This window comes from Sporosarcina sp. FSL W8-0480 (genome assembly GCF_037963765.1).
Taxonomy (GTDB): Bacteria; Bacillota; Bacilli; order Bacillales_A; family Planococcaceae; genus Sporosarcina.
Genome location: NZ_CP150166.1, coordinates 1,339,606 through 1,356,089, shown reverse-complemented (window position 1 = coordinate 1,356,089; position 16,484 = coordinate 1,339,606). Strand labels below are relative to the sequence as shown.

General features: G+C 38.7%; 14 protein-coding genes and 2 pseudogenes. 1 reads left to right on the top strand and 15 read right to left on the bottom strand.

Translation table 11 applies throughout. The annotated features are described in order from the left end of the window. Nucleotides 1-5: 5 nt before the first annotated feature. From NSQ43_RS07070 to NSQ43_RS07025, 10 genes and pseudogenes are all read right to left on the bottom strand, one after another. On the bottom strand, nucleotides 6-1,304 hold the full coding sequence (locus NSQ43_RS07070) for an arsenic transporter (RefSeq protein WP_339254256.1): 1,299 nt from the start codon (nucleotides 1,302-1,304) through the stop codon (nucleotides 6-8). Between the two features lie 15 nt (nucleotides 1,305-1,319). Further along, nucleotides 1,320-1,667, bottom strand: a complete 348-nt coding sequence (locus tag NSQ43_RS07065; protein ID WP_339254254.1) for a metalloregulator ArsR/SmtB family transcription factor — start codon at nucleotides 1,665-1,667, stop codon at nucleotides 1,320-1,322. Nucleotides 1,668-1,814: 147 nt separating this feature from the next. Further along, nucleotides 1,815-2,849, bottom strand: coding sequence for a serine hydrolase domain-containing protein (locus tag NSQ43_RS07060; protein WP_339254252.1), 1,035 nt, complete (start codon nucleotides 2,847-2,849; stop codon nucleotides 1,815-1,817). Nucleotides 2,850-2,986: 137 nt separating this feature from the next. Beyond that, nucleotides 2,987-3,388, bottom strand: coding sequence for a group-specific protein (locus NSQ43_RS07055; protein WP_339254250.1), 402 nt, complete (start codon nucleotides 3,386-3,388; stop codon nucleotides 2,987-2,989). A gap of 57 nt (nucleotides 3,389-3,445) precedes the next feature. Then, nucleotides 3,446-4,103, bottom strand: a pseudogene (locus NSQ43_RS07050) (Type 1 glutamine amidotransferase-like domain-containing protein). Between the two features lie 262 nt (nucleotides 4,104-4,365). Then, on the bottom strand, nucleotides 4,366-4,845 hold the full coding sequence (locus NSQ43_RS07045; RefSeq protein WP_339254248.1) for a hypothetical protein: 480 nt from the start codon (nucleotides 4,843-4,845) through the stop codon (nucleotides 4,366-4,368). 176 nt (nucleotides 4,846-5,021) lie between these two features. Continuing rightward, nucleotides 5,022-5,426, bottom strand: a complete 405-nt coding sequence (locus NSQ43_RS07040; RefSeq protein ID WP_339254829.1) for a DUF3916 domain-containing protein — start codon at nucleotides 5,424-5,426, stop codon at nucleotides 5,022-5,024. A gap of 76 nt (nucleotides 5,427-5,502) precedes the next feature. Then, nucleotides 5,503-6,378, bottom strand: coding sequence for an alpha/beta hydrolase (locus NSQ43_RS07035; RefSeq protein ID WP_339254246.1), 876 nt, complete (start codon nucleotides 6,376-6,378; stop codon nucleotides 5,503-5,505). A 107-nt stretch (nucleotides 6,379-6,485) separates the two neighbouring features. Beyond that, the gene (gene murA / locus NSQ43_RS07030; RefSeq protein WP_339254244.1) at nucleotides 6,486-7,790 is read right to left on the bottom strand and encodes a UDP-N-acetylglucosamine 1-carboxyvinyltransferase; all 1,305 of its coding nucleotides are present in this window, start codon (nucleotides 7,788-7,790) and stop codon (nucleotides 6,486-6,488) included. 210 nt (nucleotides 7,791-8,000) lie between these two features. Further along, entirely contained in the window at nucleotides 8,001-10,127 is a 2,127-nt protein-coding gene (locus NSQ43_RS07025) for a PBP1A family penicillin-binding protein (protein ID WP_339254242.1), read from the bottom strand. Nucleotides 10,128-10,349: 222 nt separating this feature from the next. On the opposite strand from NSQ43_RS07025, the pseudogene arr reads away from it, so the two are divergent. After that, a pseudogene (arr, locus tag NSQ43_RS07020) lies at nucleotides 10,350-10,761 on the top strand (NAD(+)--rifampin ADP-ribosyltransferase). 77 nt (nucleotides 10,762-10,838) lie between these two features. Here arr and NSQ43_RS07015 read toward each other — a convergent pair. The 5 genes from NSQ43_RS07015 to NSQ43_RS06995 form a co-directional block, all read right to left on the bottom strand. After that, nucleotides 10,839-11,873 (bottom strand): low specificity L-threonine aldolase, encoded by a 1,035-nt coding sequence (locus NSQ43_RS07015; RefSeq protein WP_339254240.1) that lies wholly within the window; start codon nucleotides 11,871-11,873, stop codon nucleotides 10,839-10,841. A gap of 284 nt (nucleotides 11,874-12,157) precedes the next feature. After that, on the bottom strand, nucleotides 12,158-14,095 hold the full coding sequence (locus tag NSQ43_RS07010; protein ID WP_339254238.1) for an LTA synthase family protein: 1,938 nt from the start codon (nucleotides 14,093-14,095) through the stop codon (nucleotides 12,158-12,160). Between the two features lie 328 nt (nucleotides 14,096-14,423). Next, entirely contained in the window at nucleotides 14,424-14,912 is a 489-nt protein-coding gene (locus tag NSQ43_RS07005) for an SRPBCC domain-containing protein (RefSeq protein ID WP_339254236.1), read from the bottom strand. Nucleotides 14,913-15,151: 239 nt separating this feature from the next. Next, nucleotides 15,152-15,715, bottom strand: coding sequence for a YdhK family protein (locus NSQ43_RS07000; protein ID WP_339254234.1), 564 nt, complete (start codon nucleotides 15,713-15,715; stop codon nucleotides 15,152-15,154). A 102-nt stretch (nucleotides 15,716-15,817) separates the two neighbouring features. After that, nucleotides 15,818-16,144 carry a four-helix bundle copper-binding protein gene (locus NSQ43_RS06995; protein ID WP_339254232.1) on the bottom strand — a complete coding sequence of 109 codons (327 nt, stop codon included), beginning with the start codon at nucleotides 16,142-16,144 and terminating at the stop codon, nucleotides 15,818-15,820. Nucleotides 16,145-16,484: the final 340 nt, after the last annotated feature.

Genomic DNA, 16,484 nt, shown 5'->3' with positions numbered 1-16,484 from the left:
CCCCTTTAATGTATAAGTAAAAGCCACACATACAGCCCGACAAGTGTAATGAATAGCGTTGGCACCGTTAAGACAATACCGGTTTTAAAGTATGTACCCCATGAGATTTTCACACCTTTTTGTGATAAAACATGCAGCCATAATAACGTAGCCAAAGATCCGATCGGTGTAATTTTCGGGCCTAAATCCGAACCGATGACATTTGCATATATCAACGCTTCGCGAATTGTACCTGTAGTACTCGTATCGGCAATGGCTAAGGCGTTGATCATGACAGTCGGCAAATTATTCATGAGGGACGACAAAATCGCAGCAATGAAGCCCATTGAAATCGTACCTATAAACAAGCCTTGGTCTGCCGCCATTTGAATGAGATCAGCTAAAACGCTTGTCAGACCGACATTTCGCAATCCGTAAACGACCACGTACATCCCAATCGAAAAGAATACAATGGACCAAGGTGCTCCCTTTACAACTTGATGCGTGTTTACAGTAGGACTTCTTAGTGCCATTATCATAAAGAATATCGCAGTGACTCCAACTACTATTGAAACAGGCAAACCTGTGATTCCACTCGTGAAATACCCGATAAGCAAAATGCCTAATATGATCCAAGAAAGCCGAAACATCTTAACATCTTTAATGGCCTCCTTCGGTTCTTTTAACTCCGAAACGTTATAGTCTTTCGGAATGCTCTTACGGAAGAATAAAAACAGCACTAAAATACTCGCAATTAATGAAAATAAATTCGGTACGATCATTCGGGATGCATACTCTACAAATCCAATGCCGAAATAATCGGCTGAAACGATATTGACCAAGTTACTCACGACTAATGGCAATGAAGTCGTATCTGCAATAAACCCACTTGCAATGATGAATGGAAAAACCATCTTTTCACTGAAATTCAAGTTTCGTACCATCGCAAGTACGATTGGTGTCAGTATGAGCGCTGCCCCATCATTTGCGAAAAACGCAGCAACAATCGAACCTAAGATACTGACATATACAAACATGCGAATACCACTACCTTTGGCCAATCTCGCCATATGTAAAGCAGACCACTCAAAGAAACCGATTTCGTCTAAGATTAATGAAATAATAATGATGGCGATGAAAGCGAGAGTCGCATTCCAAACAATTCCCGTTACGTCAAATACATCTTGGAAATCAACTACTCCCGCCAACAAAGCAACCACAGCACCAATACATGCAGACCATCCGATTGATAAATTTTTAGGCTGCCAAATAACTAAAATAATTGTAAATATGAAAATCAATGATGCAATAATAACCGAACCCAACCCGTACTCTCCTCCTTATTGACAACAAACACGAAGCCCTTGTTCCTCTAACTCAGAAATTGACTCACTTTGCTCCGGAAGATGCTCAAGTACACTTTGAATGAACGGATAATCTTCATGATGTTCATTTATCGAAAAGAAAACCCACTGCCCTCTGCGTTCTTCTTTAACTAATTCAATATCTCTCAGTTTCCGCAAATGTTGGCTGATTGCCGGCTGACTCATTTTAAAAATCTCGACAAATTCACATACACAACATTCATGTGACTGGAGTAATTTCATCATCGTCAAACGGGTTTGATCTCCAAGCAATTTTAATAGCTGTGATGCCCGCTGAATATCAATCGTCACTTCCGTATTCATAAGCGCTCTCCACCTTTCCGAAATAATTGTATAAGCATACGCTTATATAAGCAAGTGTAAGTTTTTCTAACTACTTCCTGTCCAACAAAAAAAGGAACCGTCAGTAGACAGTCCTTACGTTAAATAGAGTATTAAATGTCGTTCCTATTATTTACTTGAAACCGCAAGTCGTATCGCCACCCGAATTGCTGTTGCTGGATTCGCCGTTTGGTTTACATCGCCTACAAAAAACAGATCCTTCTCTGGGTAATAAAAAGCAAAGGAACCTGTCGAGCCCGAATGTCCAATCAATTCCCCCTTACCCATGAAAAACATTGAAAATCCACCTAACAGAATTCGCATATAGCCGCCGCCATATTGAATGGGAAAAAAGGTGATTTGTAACTTCCTATAATTCTCCAATTGGTGGAAAACTTCTTTATCAAATAATTCCCCTCCAAAAAACGCTTTAATAAAGACCATCATTTCACGGGCAGTGGTAATTGCCCCTCCACTCGCACGACAACTTTTAATGTAATTCGGACGGGAAATCGCGTTATTTTTAAAATAAATAGTAGGAATAAAATCATCCTCATCTATAGGCAAATATGTTTTCTCAAGCCCTAAAGGTTCAAAGATGAAAGTCGTAAAAACATCTTCCAATGGGGAATTCGTAACGGATTCAATAATCCTGCCTAAAATATCAAAGTTGATATCTGCATAATGCGATCTATTTAACGTGTTAGGTGCAAAGTGTGGTTTCATCTCTTTCGTCAATTCTACCAATTCGTCAAACATGACGCTCATATCTTCCCGGAGTACACGTTTTCTAAGATTATTTTTACCTTCCTCCGATACATCCGGTAACCCGCTTGTCTGAAACAACAAATGAGCGATCGTCAATTTCTCGGTATAGTCCTGTCCTTTATAAAGATGGAGCCCACTAAGTTTCCCATTATCGAAAAAACTTATCACTTTATCATCTAATGACAGTTTTCCTATCTCCACCAATTGCAAAATGCATGTAGTCGTAAACAGCTTTGTGATACTTGCCATGAGTAATGGTGAATCGATGCTCTTGCCCCCATACTCATTTTTGTATGAAAAATCCCCATTTGTATTTTGGATAAATAGAACAGACTCATGTATTTGCTTTGATTTCACAACTCGGCTAAATATCTCATCATATTTTTTAGTCACCACTAATTCCTTGCCTCCCTTCTTGCAGACTATTTGAGTATATTAGTTGACACCTATTTGCATGCAGAGAAAAAGAAGGCTTCCCAAAAGTTCAATGAAATAGTGAGCAGCCTTCATATACGATAATCGATATACTTCTATTAGTTTACTAACACTTGATCTGAGATGACTTTTTCTACGAATTCTTCAATAGCACCCATACACTTCTGGACCTCAGGGAGATGGTAAAACGTACTGGTTGTCTCAAATTGATTTACTTCATCATTTGGTGAATAAAGATATATTCTTTTTTCCAGTCCGAGTGCAATGCCTAATTCAATATGGCTTCCTTTGCCTGCTGGTAATAAGACTATTACAAAGTCTGCTTCCATTACAGCATCCTTTTCTTTTAATCCTATGATTTTTAAATCTTCAATTGTTGACGCCCTTTCATTTCTTGTCCAATCATATGTTTGGATAAAACCTTCATCTTTTAATCGATTACTAACCAAGCGAACGACCTCAATGTTTTTGAAACTCGAAGCGACATAAAACTTTTTCATTTTTCGTTCTCCTCCCTGCCCTTCTAAACTCAATTCAGCCGAAGCTATTCACTACAATTAGAGCGTTTCAATCAATTTCTGAATCTTTGAGTTGGAAATTAATAAAACACTGCCCAAAACGTCGGTTTTGCCTCCCTTTACACGTACCGCGCAATCTTTGTTCGACACATAAATATCTATTTCTTCCGATAGGGGGGATAGTTCGCTTTGAATTACTTCAAAATTATTTTCAAGATCAAAATGAGAGAGGACGGAAAAATTATCAAGTCCAATTCCGGTGTAAACAGAGTTCTCTTCGACATTAAATCCAAAGTCTTTCGAGCATAACCATTTAGTGGACATGTTGATTGCACCAGCACTGGCGCCCATTACCACGGCGTTGCTTTTTTTAATCAAATCCAGTAATTCGTATTCCACCAAAAAAACCATTTTGTTCAATTGCATTTCCACCCAACAAGAAAATGGCGGAAGCATTTTGAATTATCGTTTGGGCCTCTTCCTTTTGTACCCGATAATTAATTAAATGATATTCGTCAAACAGAATGTTAGTATGGTCAAGCCACGAGCGTTCCGTAGCACCATCATCTTCATAAATAGATGGATTTGAACTAATCAGAGCAAGGGATTTTCTATCAGTTATATCCTCCTGTAAAGCCCTGCCCAGTTTCTCTGGAAAGAAATTATTAAACCAACCTAAATAATAGTGAATTTTCATAAGTACCTCCGTGGCAAAACACTCAATAAGTTTATTGATTTTCTTTCATGTATTTTTTCAGTTCTTCAAAGCGCTCGTCTATATGTTCTTTAATAAGCTTATAGAAAATATATAATAGTATCCAAACCACTATAATAGGTCCCAAAATTACAATCAAAGGTATTTGCATATTTACTACTCCCCCTTCTGTCAAACAAGAAATAACGCAGTTTATGCAGCTAAACAATCCTTAAGTAAAATACACGTTAGTTTAATAGACGATTTATTCCTCATGAACTTTTACATAAACACTCCCAAATATTTTATCTCCTATATATGCATCTAACTTCCACATTCCACTTTTCGGGAACGTCATATTTGTTGGAAAGTGCTGGTCTGCACCATTGTTAGGGCTAAGAAGAGATGTATTTCCTCTTTTCGGTACAATTATTATTTCCTCATCACTGTCTTCGTGAGTTCCCAAAACTTCAAAGTCACCAATCAACTCATCTTCATTTCCCCAAAAATGCCACATATATTTTTGTGTTTTATTTGGATAAAATCTAACTACTTCGCTATTATCGTAAATAAAACCTAAACGTCCTTCTTCTCCAATCATTGTGTAATTTCCTGATTTGAATAGAGAACTTTCATTCCAATTGTCTCGTGAAACTTCTTCTTTTATTGACCCTTTGTGATTACAACCCGCAATTACTAATGCTAATAATACTGCGCAGATAAAAATCATTTTTTTGCTGAACATAAACATATCACTCCTTCGCTTTATGTTTATTCCCGCTAATCATCTAATATCATTCCTTCCACCCTATTTAGCAGTAAAGACCCCAATAAATATTATTAAACTGCACCGTTGAGTTGTCCAAGCAACCTAAGATTTTCAAGTAAAACATCCGTTCATATTAACTCAAGAACAAGGTATTAATTTAATTCACCTATGAACCAAATATCTCTTTTATAAATTTCCCCATCTACATTGGTTATTTCTTCCTTAATTCTTGAAACACTCATATTTTGGGGGATATTTATTCTCCATTCACTCTCAAAATGCCTTTCTTTGGATAACGGAATCCATTTTTGAAATTCGTCATTTCTATCAAAGAACCCTTCAAAGTGAGAATCACCAGCAAACACTATAATTTGGGAATCAAACAATGCTTGGAAACTAATATAAACAACCACTCGATACTGATCAGGAGTATTTGGTTTGATTTCGATTAAATGTTTAGCCCGTTCTAATAACGTTTGGACACAAAGTCGCTTAATTCCAAATGGAGTCCTATCGGAATCAATAAAACCTTGAGCTACTGGTAAAACTGCTACTATCCAAGGAGATAACCAATGTGATTACGTTCTTATCTTCACAGTGAACAAGAAAAAGAACCATTTAATCAAGACTCTATTAATTTACGGCAGGTTCATTTGAAGGATTTTCGCCAATAAGTGTCAACGTACTTCTTACAAATTCATCAAATCGTTCTTCTTCCTCAAAAAATGGATAATGATTGCTATGTTCGAATGAAGTGAATGTCGCATTCGGTAGGCATTCCGCAATTTCAATGCCGAATTTATGCGGGCATTGCGCATCATGTTTACCTGCATATACAAAAGCCGGCACGAAAACAAGCTTCAACTCTTCCCTGACATCATACGTCTTGCAGTCCACTTTTCTGAAATACGTCAATCGATCCCCAACCGTCTTGCCGCTATTTGGCTTTTTAAAAGCCGCCTCCATTTTCTCTTCGGAACAGAAAGACATCAAATTCCATTCGCTGCCTAAAGCTTTTCTTTCCTCCACTGGCACGTCCGGAGTATCCATTCGATCCATTATTTCAATAATCCGTTCGAAGTTCGGGTTTTCACGGCAATAAATACTGCCTGCATCAGCACTATATTCAACGCTTGCCGCAGCTCCGCCAGCAATGATTTTCGTCAATGATTCCTCGCGCATCACAGCATACACAAGAGCTAACATGCCCCCTGTCGAATGTCCTGCAAAACCCCATTTTGTTAAGTTTAGACCTTCCCTTATCGCTTCGAGGTCCAACACGGATTCTTTCATGCTATATTGCTCCTCAGATTGCGCGCCTACCGATTTCCCAGCCCCTCGCAAATTGATGAGATAGACATGATAATGTTCCGTAAATGGATTCGCGAACGCATTTCCTCGGTCATCAAATTCACTGTATAGATGAGTGACAGCTAACGGTTCGCCTTCCCCCTTTTCAAAAACCTCGAAAGTCCCTCTTGCCGTTTCAACAAAACGTTGTACCCACATATTCAAGTCCCCCACTTTTTTTATTATCGAACTATAATAATGCTAAAAATTTCAAAAGAACCAAAGAAAGGGCTAAGCGGTGGATTTGCTTAGCCCTGATTATTTATTTAACAACCTTTCCAAGCTTTACCGTAAAACGGGTTGTTAAATTTATAGTTTATATCTTCTTTTGTAATCCGTACCCCTACCGATTGAAAAGCATTTACGGCATCTTCGTAACCGCGTTCAATATGTTCAATACCAGTAATGTAGGTGGTACCCTCTGCAACCATGCCCGCAAGGATCAATGAAATACCAGCCCGAATATCAGAAGCGGAAACGGTAGTTCCTATCAAATTGCTTTTTCCTTTAACAAAAGCAACACCAGAGCGCACTCGAATGTCCGCACCCATTTTTCTCAGTTGACCGACATGCTGAAAACGATTCGGATAGATTTTTTCCGCTACAATACTTTTCCCTGAAGCTTGAGTAAATAAGGTTGTCATTGGTTGCTGTAAATCTGTTGCAAAACTTGGGTACATACCCGTTCGAATCCTTGATGCAAGTAGTTTTCCTGTTGAACGTGCAGTAATGGAATTATCACGTATGTCTATTTCTAATCCTATTTCCTCAAGCTTTGCAATGCAGGATCCAAGATGCTCCGGAATGACATCTGTCACCGTTACACTCCCCCCTGCTACACCAGCAGCAATTAAGAATGAACCCGCTATCAGCCGATCGGGAATTACGCGATGCGTTCCGCCATGTAACTGAGTTACACCCGTGATACGAATCGTGTCTGTTCCAGCCCCACTTATTTTTGCCCCAATTGTTTTCAGGAAAATCGCAGTATCAATAACCTCTGGATCACGCGCAGCATTTAACAGCACCGTCTTCCCTTTTGCCCTGACAGCAGCTAACATTGCGTTGATCGTTGCACCAGAAGTGATCGTATCAAAATAAATCGTCGCACCATGCAATTCTTTCGCTTCAACCTCATAGTAATCTTTATGATACGTAAACTCGGCTCCCATCATCTCCAAAGCCTTTATATGCTGGTCAATTGGCCGACTTACAAAATTATCGCCGCCAGGATACCCTACTGAAACTTTTCCATATTTCGCAAGTAATGCACCTACAAAATAATACGCCGTCCTAAATGATGAGGACTTCACAGGATCAAAATCGGTGGAAGATATCGATCTCGGATCAATGGATACATCCCCAGTTATTTCACGTTTAATCTTCAGTCCAACTTCTTCTCCCATTTCACAAATCACGCGGAAATCAGCTATATTTGGTATTCCTTTAAAGGTTATCGTTTCATCTGAAAGACAAGCTGCTGCAAGAAGAGCCAACGAGCTATTTTTGGAACCAGGAATTTTTACAACACCGTTTATGTTCGGTGAATAATCTACACGGATCGCCTTCAAACCTTCCACTCCTTACCTATCAATTTACCTTCTACTATCATATCAATTAAAAGCCTAAATTGCAGTAAATTTACGAATTCAATATATACATAAACTATTCCAAGGAAATATGGCTGATAGATTTATTGTATTTGCAACTCAAAAAGAAGCATAAATCCTCCATCCCGGAAAATTCATGCTTCTTTTCACTGCTGTAATATCACTAACGATTTACTCTTTTTCTCGTTTCTTCTTTTCTTTCTCGTTTTTCTTCTCTTTCTTTTCCTTTTCTCTTTTCTTCCGTTCCTTCTCTCTATCCTTCTTGTCTTTCTTCTCTCTTTTTTTCTGTTCTTTCTCTTCCTTCTTCTTCTGTTCGTTTTTATCTTTTTCTTGTTTTCGTTTTTTCTCGTTCAACTTATCCTTCTGCTTCTCTATATCTTTTTTCATATTCGCAATTAATGGCAAATCAAATTTCTTCGTAGGCAATTCACTGATCGATCTTGATAGGACTTGCTCGAAGATTGGTGGTACTGTGAAACTACTTGTTGATGTTAAGTAATGTTCAGCATCCGTTTTATCATAGCCTAACCAAATCGCACCGACGATGTCTGGGGTATATCCGACGAACCAATGATCCTTCGATCCATCCACACCCGTGAACGGCAGTTGGGTGGTGCCTGTTTTACCGGCAACTTCCATCCCTGAAATTTGAGCTTTCTTGGCCGTTCCATCTTCTACAGCGCCTTTCAGCATATAAGTCATTTGCTGGGCAACTTCCGCTTCTGTCACTTCAACGGACTGTTCACGCCATTTTCCAATGACTCCGCCTTCTGAATCTTTTATTTCCAAGATAGCATGGGCCTCCATCATGACCCCATCATTCGCAAATGCAGAAAAGGCTTGAGCCATTCGTAGAGGTGAAGTCCCTTTATGCAAGCCCCCTAATGATAGGCCTAAATTATGATCGTCTTCTTCCAATGGGATTCCGAACCGTTCCACGGTGCGCACGCCATTTTCAATTCCGATTTTATTAAGCAGCCAGACTGGAGGGATGTTATACGATTGAGCAACTGCATCGTACATTGTCACTTGCCCTCTATATTGCTTATCGAAATTCTTCGGAGAATAGCCATTAATATTGATCGGTTCATCAACTAACAGATCCGAAATTTGATAGCCTTGCTCGAGCGCTGCCGTGTAGACGGAAATTGGTTTCAAGGTCGACCCCGGTTGCCTAATGAGCTTGGTCGCGTTATTAAAGCGTCCATACGTATACTCTCCCCTGCCCCCAATCAATGCACGAATTCCACCCGTTTTAGGATCAAGGAAGACCGAAGCGCTTTGAATAAGTTGATCGGGCTTACTCTCTGGAAAATTGCGTTCATCCTGATACACTTCTTCAAGGGAATCTTGGATGACAGGATTTAACGCCGTATAGATATGTAAACCTCCGGAAAGCACTTCATTTTTCGTCAGCCCGTACTTATTTACCGCCTCGTCAATGATATGGTCAATATAATATGGATACTTCCCTTCATAATTCGGCATTGTTGGATCGGCCAACACAATTTCCTCGTGAATCGCTTCATCGTACTCCGCTTGACTAATATACTTTTCACTTTTCATTAACGATAGAACAATGTTGCGCCGTTGCACTGACTTTTCCATGTTTTTATAAGGAGATAAGTGAGTTGGCGCTTTTATCAACCCTGCTAATGTGGCAGATTCGCTTAACGTTAACTCGCTTACATCTTTTCCAAAATAGATTTGCGCAGCCCGTTGAACACCCCAAGCCCCTTCACCAAAATAGATTTGATTGAGATAGCGTTCCATGATGTCATCTTTTGAATACGTTCTTTCAATATTCTTCGCAATCAGAAATTCTTTGAATTTACGAGAGTACGTACGATCCTGCGTTAAAAACACATTTTTTGAAAGCTGTTGCGTGATCGTACTCCCACCAGCAACAACCTCACCTTTTAATAGATTCTGGGTAAATGCCCGCGCAATCCCGAAATAATTAACCCCACCATGTTTGTAAAATTGTTGATCCTCCACAGAAATCACTGCTTCAATCAGCTCATCAGGAATATGATCAAGACGAACCCCTTCCATCTTGGAATTTGAAATCTTACTAACGATCTCTCCGTTTTGATCATAAATAAACGTCGGTCTCGGTTCAGGTTCTTCTAACTTACTCACATCACTTGATGAGATTAATTGATTCAACACGACCAATCCACATAGGACTACAACTAAAATTCCTAATAAAAGGAGTTTTATTGGTTTTTTTAAATTAGGCCATTTCTTCTTTAATTTCGATTGTTTCTGTTGTTGCTTATGTTCCATTCTTCCCATACGTATTCCACCTTCTTCATTGCCTTTAATATCCCAGTTTAGCCGATGAAAAAAAGAGGAGCAGCATATGCCACCCCTCTCCTTTACCCACTCTCTAACGGATTCACAACTTCTCTCTACTTACATTATAACACCATCTGATAATCATTTATAGACTACTATTTACCTCATCCATACCTTATACTGTACTACGCAAGTCACAAAGTATAAGGGGGTAACTATATGAATGACAACAAAAATATCTTGGATCCCGGTCCGTTCTTTCATGGTACAAAAGCAGAACTAAAAATTGGAGAGCTTCTTGAACCTTTTCACCCCTCCAATTATCAGGGTAAAAAATCTAACCATATCTATTTTACTGCAACATTAGAAGCTGCTAAATGGGGGGCTGAATTAGCAAAGTCTAATGGAAAAGAGAGAATTTATATCGTAGAACCATTGGGTGATTTTGAAAATGATCCGAACTTAACTGACAAGAGATTTCCCGGAAACCCGTTCCTATCGGTCTACATCTCCTTTGAAAATAATAGCTGAATTACGTTCATGGGAGAGACACTCAGATGAACAAATAAATCATATGCTTACATCTTTACAAAAGTTAACTGAACAAGGGAAAAATGTGATATACGATTAATACTCCCACATAATTGATAACAAAAAAGTTGGAGCATTGGACAGATTGAATCTGACCTGATCTCCAACTTTTTATCTTTATATATTCTTAATATCCTCAATCAATTGTTCAACATTTTCCTTTTTCGTAGCCCAGCTCGTACAAAATCTCACAACACTATGCGTATTATCGACTTTTTCCCAATAAGAAAAAGAGTACTTCTTGCTTAACTCACTCAACACATCATTCGGCAAAATGGGAAACTGTTGATTTGTCTTGGAATCATATCGTAATGAATGTCCTTTTTCAACAAACGCCTCCCGAATCATAATCGCCAAGTCCACGGCATGCTTGGAAATCTCATAGTAGAGGCCATCTTCAAACAAGGTCTCAAACTGGATCCCTAATAATCTTCCCTTAGCAAGCAACCCGCCTTTTTGTTTGATCAAATAGCGGAAGTCTTTTTTAAGGGCATCATTCGTGATAACAACAGCTTCTCCAAACAATGCTCCAAGTTTTGTTCCACCGATATAGAACACATCACAAAGTCTTGCGATATCCGTTAGCGATAGATCGTTATCTTTTGCAGCGAGACCATATCCTAAACGAGCACCATCCATAAATAATGGCAGACCACATTCCCGGCAAACTTTGCTCAATTCCTCCAACTCGGATTTACTATAAGTAGTCCCATTCTCGGAAGGGTGAGATATGTAAACCAAACCCGGCTGTACCATATGTTCATGAGTAACATCGTTCCAATGAGCCTCATATAGAGCTTTCACTTGGCTCGCAGTGATTTTCCCATCGTCACTCGATAAAGTAAGCACTTTATGTCCAGTCGCTTCGATGGCTCCCGATTCATGTCCCGCGATATGACCCGTAACTGCAGAAACCGCTCCTTGATGTGGACGCAAAATGGATGAAATAATCGTAGTATTCGCTTGCGTTCCACCGACTAAGAAGTGCACATCCGCATTCTCCATATTACACGCTTCTCTAATATAACCCCTTGCCCTATCACAAAATTCATCCACACCATATCCAGGCGTCTGCACTTCATTGGTTTCAAGCAGTCGTTGCAGAATTTGTTCATGAGCACCTTCTAAATAATCACTTTCATAACGTATCATCTATCATCATCCACCCTATCAGTAATTTCATTAAAACATATTTTTTTAAGTATAACTTTGCTATAGAGAAAAGACATCAAAAATTGTAAAGGTACCTGTGCAAGAAACATTCATGACAATTCAACCAATTTGTATAAATATACAAATACCTTGCATCAATATGCTATTCGTATTGAATTATTATGCAATTGTAGTGAATAAATTGAATAGTGCGCTGCACAGGTACCTTAAAAAAAGCACGCCCTCTCCATCTGGAGAGAACATGCTTCTTCTGCTTCTATATATCATTCGGCTTTAGTGTAGTTATATTGAGAAGGATCGACGGGAGTATACCCTTTTGGTGTATAAAATCTCAATAAGTCGCCGTTCACGACTTTATCGGAAAGCTCCAATTTATAATCGACTTCTTTTTTCAAAGCATCGGCTTTCTCCATTTGACTATCGTCGAGTGGTAAGCCTGTTTGATTATCGTAAAATTTATCATTAATCAAATCAATACTTGGGCTGATAAAATCGCCATTACGAAATGGAACAACTTCATTATGCTCTTCAGAGAATAAATCGGAACCGAATTGAACAAAGTTTTTCGTATCAATTCCAAGCAAATGCAATAACGTCGGAAGAAGGTCTGTTTGGCCACCATACGTGTGGTTGATACCGCCTTTCATTCCTAAAACATGTATGAATAAAGGAACGCGCTGCAAGTTCGCACTTTCGAAAGGGGTAATTTCTTTCCCCATGATTTTGCCCATCGCTTTTTTATGATTCTCGGAAATACCATAATGGTCGCCATATAGAACAATGACCGAGTTATCGTATAAACCTGATTCCTTTAAACGAGTGAAGACTTTTTCAATCGCTTCGTCTGTATACCGCGCAGTTTGGAAATAATCGTCCACACTCTTGTCTCCAGTCTGGGCTTTATCAATTGTCACCAAGTCTTGATCCATTTCATACGGGTAGTGATTTGCAACCGTAATGAACTTCGCATAAAAAGGTTGCGGCAGTGAACTCAACAGATTTTCAGATTGTTCATAGAACGGTTTGTCCAACAATCCGTATTCCGCCATGTCGATTGGGTTGCTCGTATCATAATAACTTGCATCGAAGAAATGGTCGAATCCAAATTCTTTATAGATTGTATTTCGATTCCAGAAGCTGCCGTTATTTCCGTGGAATACAGCGGATGTATATCCGTAATCCTTTAAGATACTTGGAGCGGCTTGGTACGTATTTTGTGCTTTCGTAATAAAAGCCGATCCTTGCGGCAGACCAAATAAGGAGTTCTCCAACATGAATTCCGCATCGGATGTTTTACCTTGGCCCGTTTGGTGGAAGAAGTTATCGAAATACGCTGTATTCTTATCTCTTGTTAATGAATTTAAAAACGGTGTAACTTCTTCTCCGTTCAACTTGTAGTCAATCAAAAAGTTTTGGAATGATTCAAGATGTAAATAGATGACGTTCATTCCTTTGGCAGCCCCAAAATAGTCCGGATTCGGTTCGGCGTAAGTAGATTGTGTATAGTTCATTACTTCTGTAACATCACTGCTATCCGCCAAAGCTCTTTGCGATGATGCAGCCATCGTTTCCACCGAGTCATAGATGGAATAATTATACATCCCTAAGTATTTCACTATATAATTTCTATCAAAACCGCGAGTCAACAGTTGTGGACGACTCATTTCAGCGAGTCCTAAATTGATGATAGAAATTATTAGGGCAACAGCAATAATGGCGGTGGCTTTTTTAGTTCCAACCCGTTTTGTCTCTTTTTGCACCTTATGTGAAAATCGGAGGTACATCATGACGATTACATCAACAAAGAACAAAATATCAAAAGGGGCTAACAGCGACTGAACACTCCCACCTAAATCCCCGAAATTCTGCGTTTGGAAAAGAGTTGGCAATGTAATGAAATCACTGAAAAACCGGTAATAGACGACATTCGCATATAAAAGAATCGACATAAGCGTGTATATGACGACTAACACTGTATACTTTTTCTTTCCTTTAAACAAGAAAGAAATTCCTAAAAATAGCAATGCCGAACCAAGTGGATTCAGCAGTAAAAGGAATTGCTGAAGCGGTCCTTCTACCCCTAATTCAAATTGTGTAGTTTGAGCAATATATGTTTTCATCCATAACATCAATACAGCTACTGCATATATCCCTAAAAAGTTGTGTAAAAGAAAATCTTTAAAACGCCATTGTTTTCCCATGTAAACACCAACCTTTTTATTTTTTATTTAACCTTTAATTAACAGAAAACATTATTTTAAAGTTATATTTTAAGCAACTAAAACATAATACTCCCCTTTAGCTTTTTCGTCAAGTTATTTAATATCTTTATTTATGAAATAAGTTAAAATGCTTCAATAAAATCTTCTGCAATTTTCCTATTGCCACCATGAATGGCAAATGAAAATACAGCTCTTAGATTAGGCTATGAATTGAAAGAGAAGAAATAAAAAAGCGGAGGAGGCAAAGCCCTCTCCACTTTTATTCTTCCTCACACTTCTATTAAGGTCTGTTCAGTAAACACCTATTTTAAGGTTGGCAACATAAGCTGCCTTCACCTTTTTCAAGAGCAGACTTTAAACTACCTAAAACGCCTGACCAAGCCATTTGATGCCATTCAAATGCTTCTTTCCAATTATCATCATCTTTAAATCCTGTATGTTCAACAATAACTTTAGTAGAGTTGCTATCAACTTGTTCAAAACTTACATTAACCGTAGTCAATTCATTTTCACCGTTCATTATGGATTCAAATTGATCTGGACCTTTCCAAGTGAATCGTAATTCTTTTTCATCAACAAGTTTAATAATCTTGCAACCTTTGGTATTCATTCCAGTTTTATTTCCTGGAATAAAATAAAGTTCATAAGCCCCACCTTCAATTGCTTCTACGACTGCTTCAGGTGCAAACCATTGTGACACTCGTTCAGATATTGTCCAAGCGTACCAAACTAAATTTAATGGGGCATTAATTGTAATCTCATTAATTATGGTTCTATTATTTGTAGTGGTTTTCAATATAAATCCCCCTGTTGGAATTTTTTTCTTTTAGAATACCACTAATAACTAATAAAATACAGATAAATAAATCAGATTCATTCGAAAAGGGTGATTATTGAAAGGCCAGTCTCGGCAGGATATTAAAAAGGAAATCCGAACACGAAAAGAGCTAACCACAGGGAGTTAGCTCTTTTCAGTCCATATGGATTCCAAAGTAAATTTAAATAACAATAATACTACTTCGCTTCCTCATGCTTTTATTTGGCAGATAGTTCACTTTCCGTAACCCATTTGTGATTAGTTACTTTTTCACCACCGGTAGTCGGAGTATAATCGATCATATAGACAGTCGTTTTTTCTGCCGATTCGATTTTAGCTAATGCCCCTTTCATCCCTTTCATATGGTCTGCTTCTAACGTGACCTCAGCTCCTATATCCATAGTTTTACCATCAGCATCCTTAATCTCTTCTTGGATAACCCATTTATGATTTTCCACTCTTTCTCCGCCAGTTACAGGTGTATATGAAACAACGTAAGCCGTAGTGTCATAAGCACCCACAATTGTTGCTACGGCCCCTTTCATTCCTTTCATATGATCAGCTTCAACGATTGCTTCACTACCTATTTTAAATTTGGGATTTTCCGCTATCTTTAAGTTTCTCGGAACTTCACCTGAACCGGAATGGTTCATCTCCATTTCCATATCTTCATGATTTGGTTCATTATTGACGTCATGGTTTTCCTCATTGGTCGTTTTATTTCCACACCCGCTTAAACCAATGACCATTGCAAGACCTAACAATAGTAAATGCTTCTTCATCTGAATAATGCACCTCTGATTTCTTTATAGTAGCAGGAAAAAGCTATTCCAAGAAAATACTTCTCATTCTCCGGGAAAGCTCCTTGAAGTTTTTCAGTATCTTTACGCCACCGCTTGACGGCAGGCTTCGGCGCCTTTTCTGCAAGATTCGGCACAGCGTTTGCAATGGTCTGCCTCATGTTTCCCACACTCTTCCGCGCATCTTTCACAAACAGTTGCACAAAGCTCTAAAATCTCCTTTGTAAATGGACTGTTACGAGTGATCGCCTGTGCAGTAAATGCACAAACATCCGCACATTCTCGGTCCAATCTTATACATTCAGCCATCATCTCAACGTCTTCTTCTTTCAAGCACGCATCAAAACAAGTATTGCAATCCTCAAGACATTCTGTGATCACCTTAAGTGTTTCTGCGTATTTCGTATTCATGGACTCACCTCCAGTTTCTTTCGTTCGGTATATTTTTTCCCCTGCAGAATTTTTTTAAACTGAAAGTGAGCATCTCATTGTAAAGGTACCTGCCAAAATACCTCTCAAAACCTGTTTACATTGCTGGAAAACAGGTATAGGGAAAAGGCGTTATGAATATAGTTCGAGAAAGGAGGATTCGATGAAGTTTACAAGCAAACGAGTATGGTTGAATACAATAATTCTTCTTACATACGTTTTAATGATTGTCACCAATATATTGGCGAACGTCTTACCCATCATCAGAAACAGGATTCAACAACCAATACCCCACCATTACAATGACTGTCATTATCTGCAT

Coding starts and splice junctions, on each gene's coding strand:
- NSQ43_RS07025 (WP_339254242.1), bottom strand. CDS start 10,127: ATGGGAAGAATGGAACATAAGCAACAACAGAAACAATCGAAATTAAAG.
- NSQ43_RS07045 (WP_339254248.1), bottom strand. CDS start 4,845: ATGTTCAGCAAAAAAATGATTTTTATCTGCGCAGTATTATTAGCATTA.
- NSQ43_RS07035 (WP_339254246.1), bottom strand. CDS start 6,378: ATGTGGGTACAACGTTTTGTTGAAACGGCAAGAGGGACTTTCGAGGTT.
- NSQ43_RS07065 (WP_339254254.1), bottom strand. CDS start 1,667: ATGAATACGGAAGTGACGATTGATATTCAGCGGGCATCACAGCTATTA.
- NSQ43_RS07055 (WP_339254250.1), bottom strand. CDS start 3,388: ATGAAAAAGTTTTATGTCGCTTCGAGTTTCAAAAACATTGAGGTCGTT.
- NSQ43_RS06995 (WP_339254232.1), bottom strand. CDS start 16,144: ATGAATACGAAATACGCAGAAACACTTAAGGTGATCACAGAATGTCTT.
- NSQ43_RS07000 (WP_339254234.1), bottom strand. CDS start 15,715: ATGAAGAAGCATTTACTATTGTTAGGTCTTGCAATGGTCATTGGTTTA.
- NSQ43_RS07015 (WP_339254240.1), bottom strand. CDS start 11,873: ATGATACGTTATGAAAGTGATTATTTAGAAGGTGCTCATGAACAAATT.
- NSQ43_RS07010 (WP_339254238.1), bottom strand. CDS start 14,095: ATGGGAAAACAATGGCGTTTTAAAGATTTTCTTTTACACAACTTTTTA.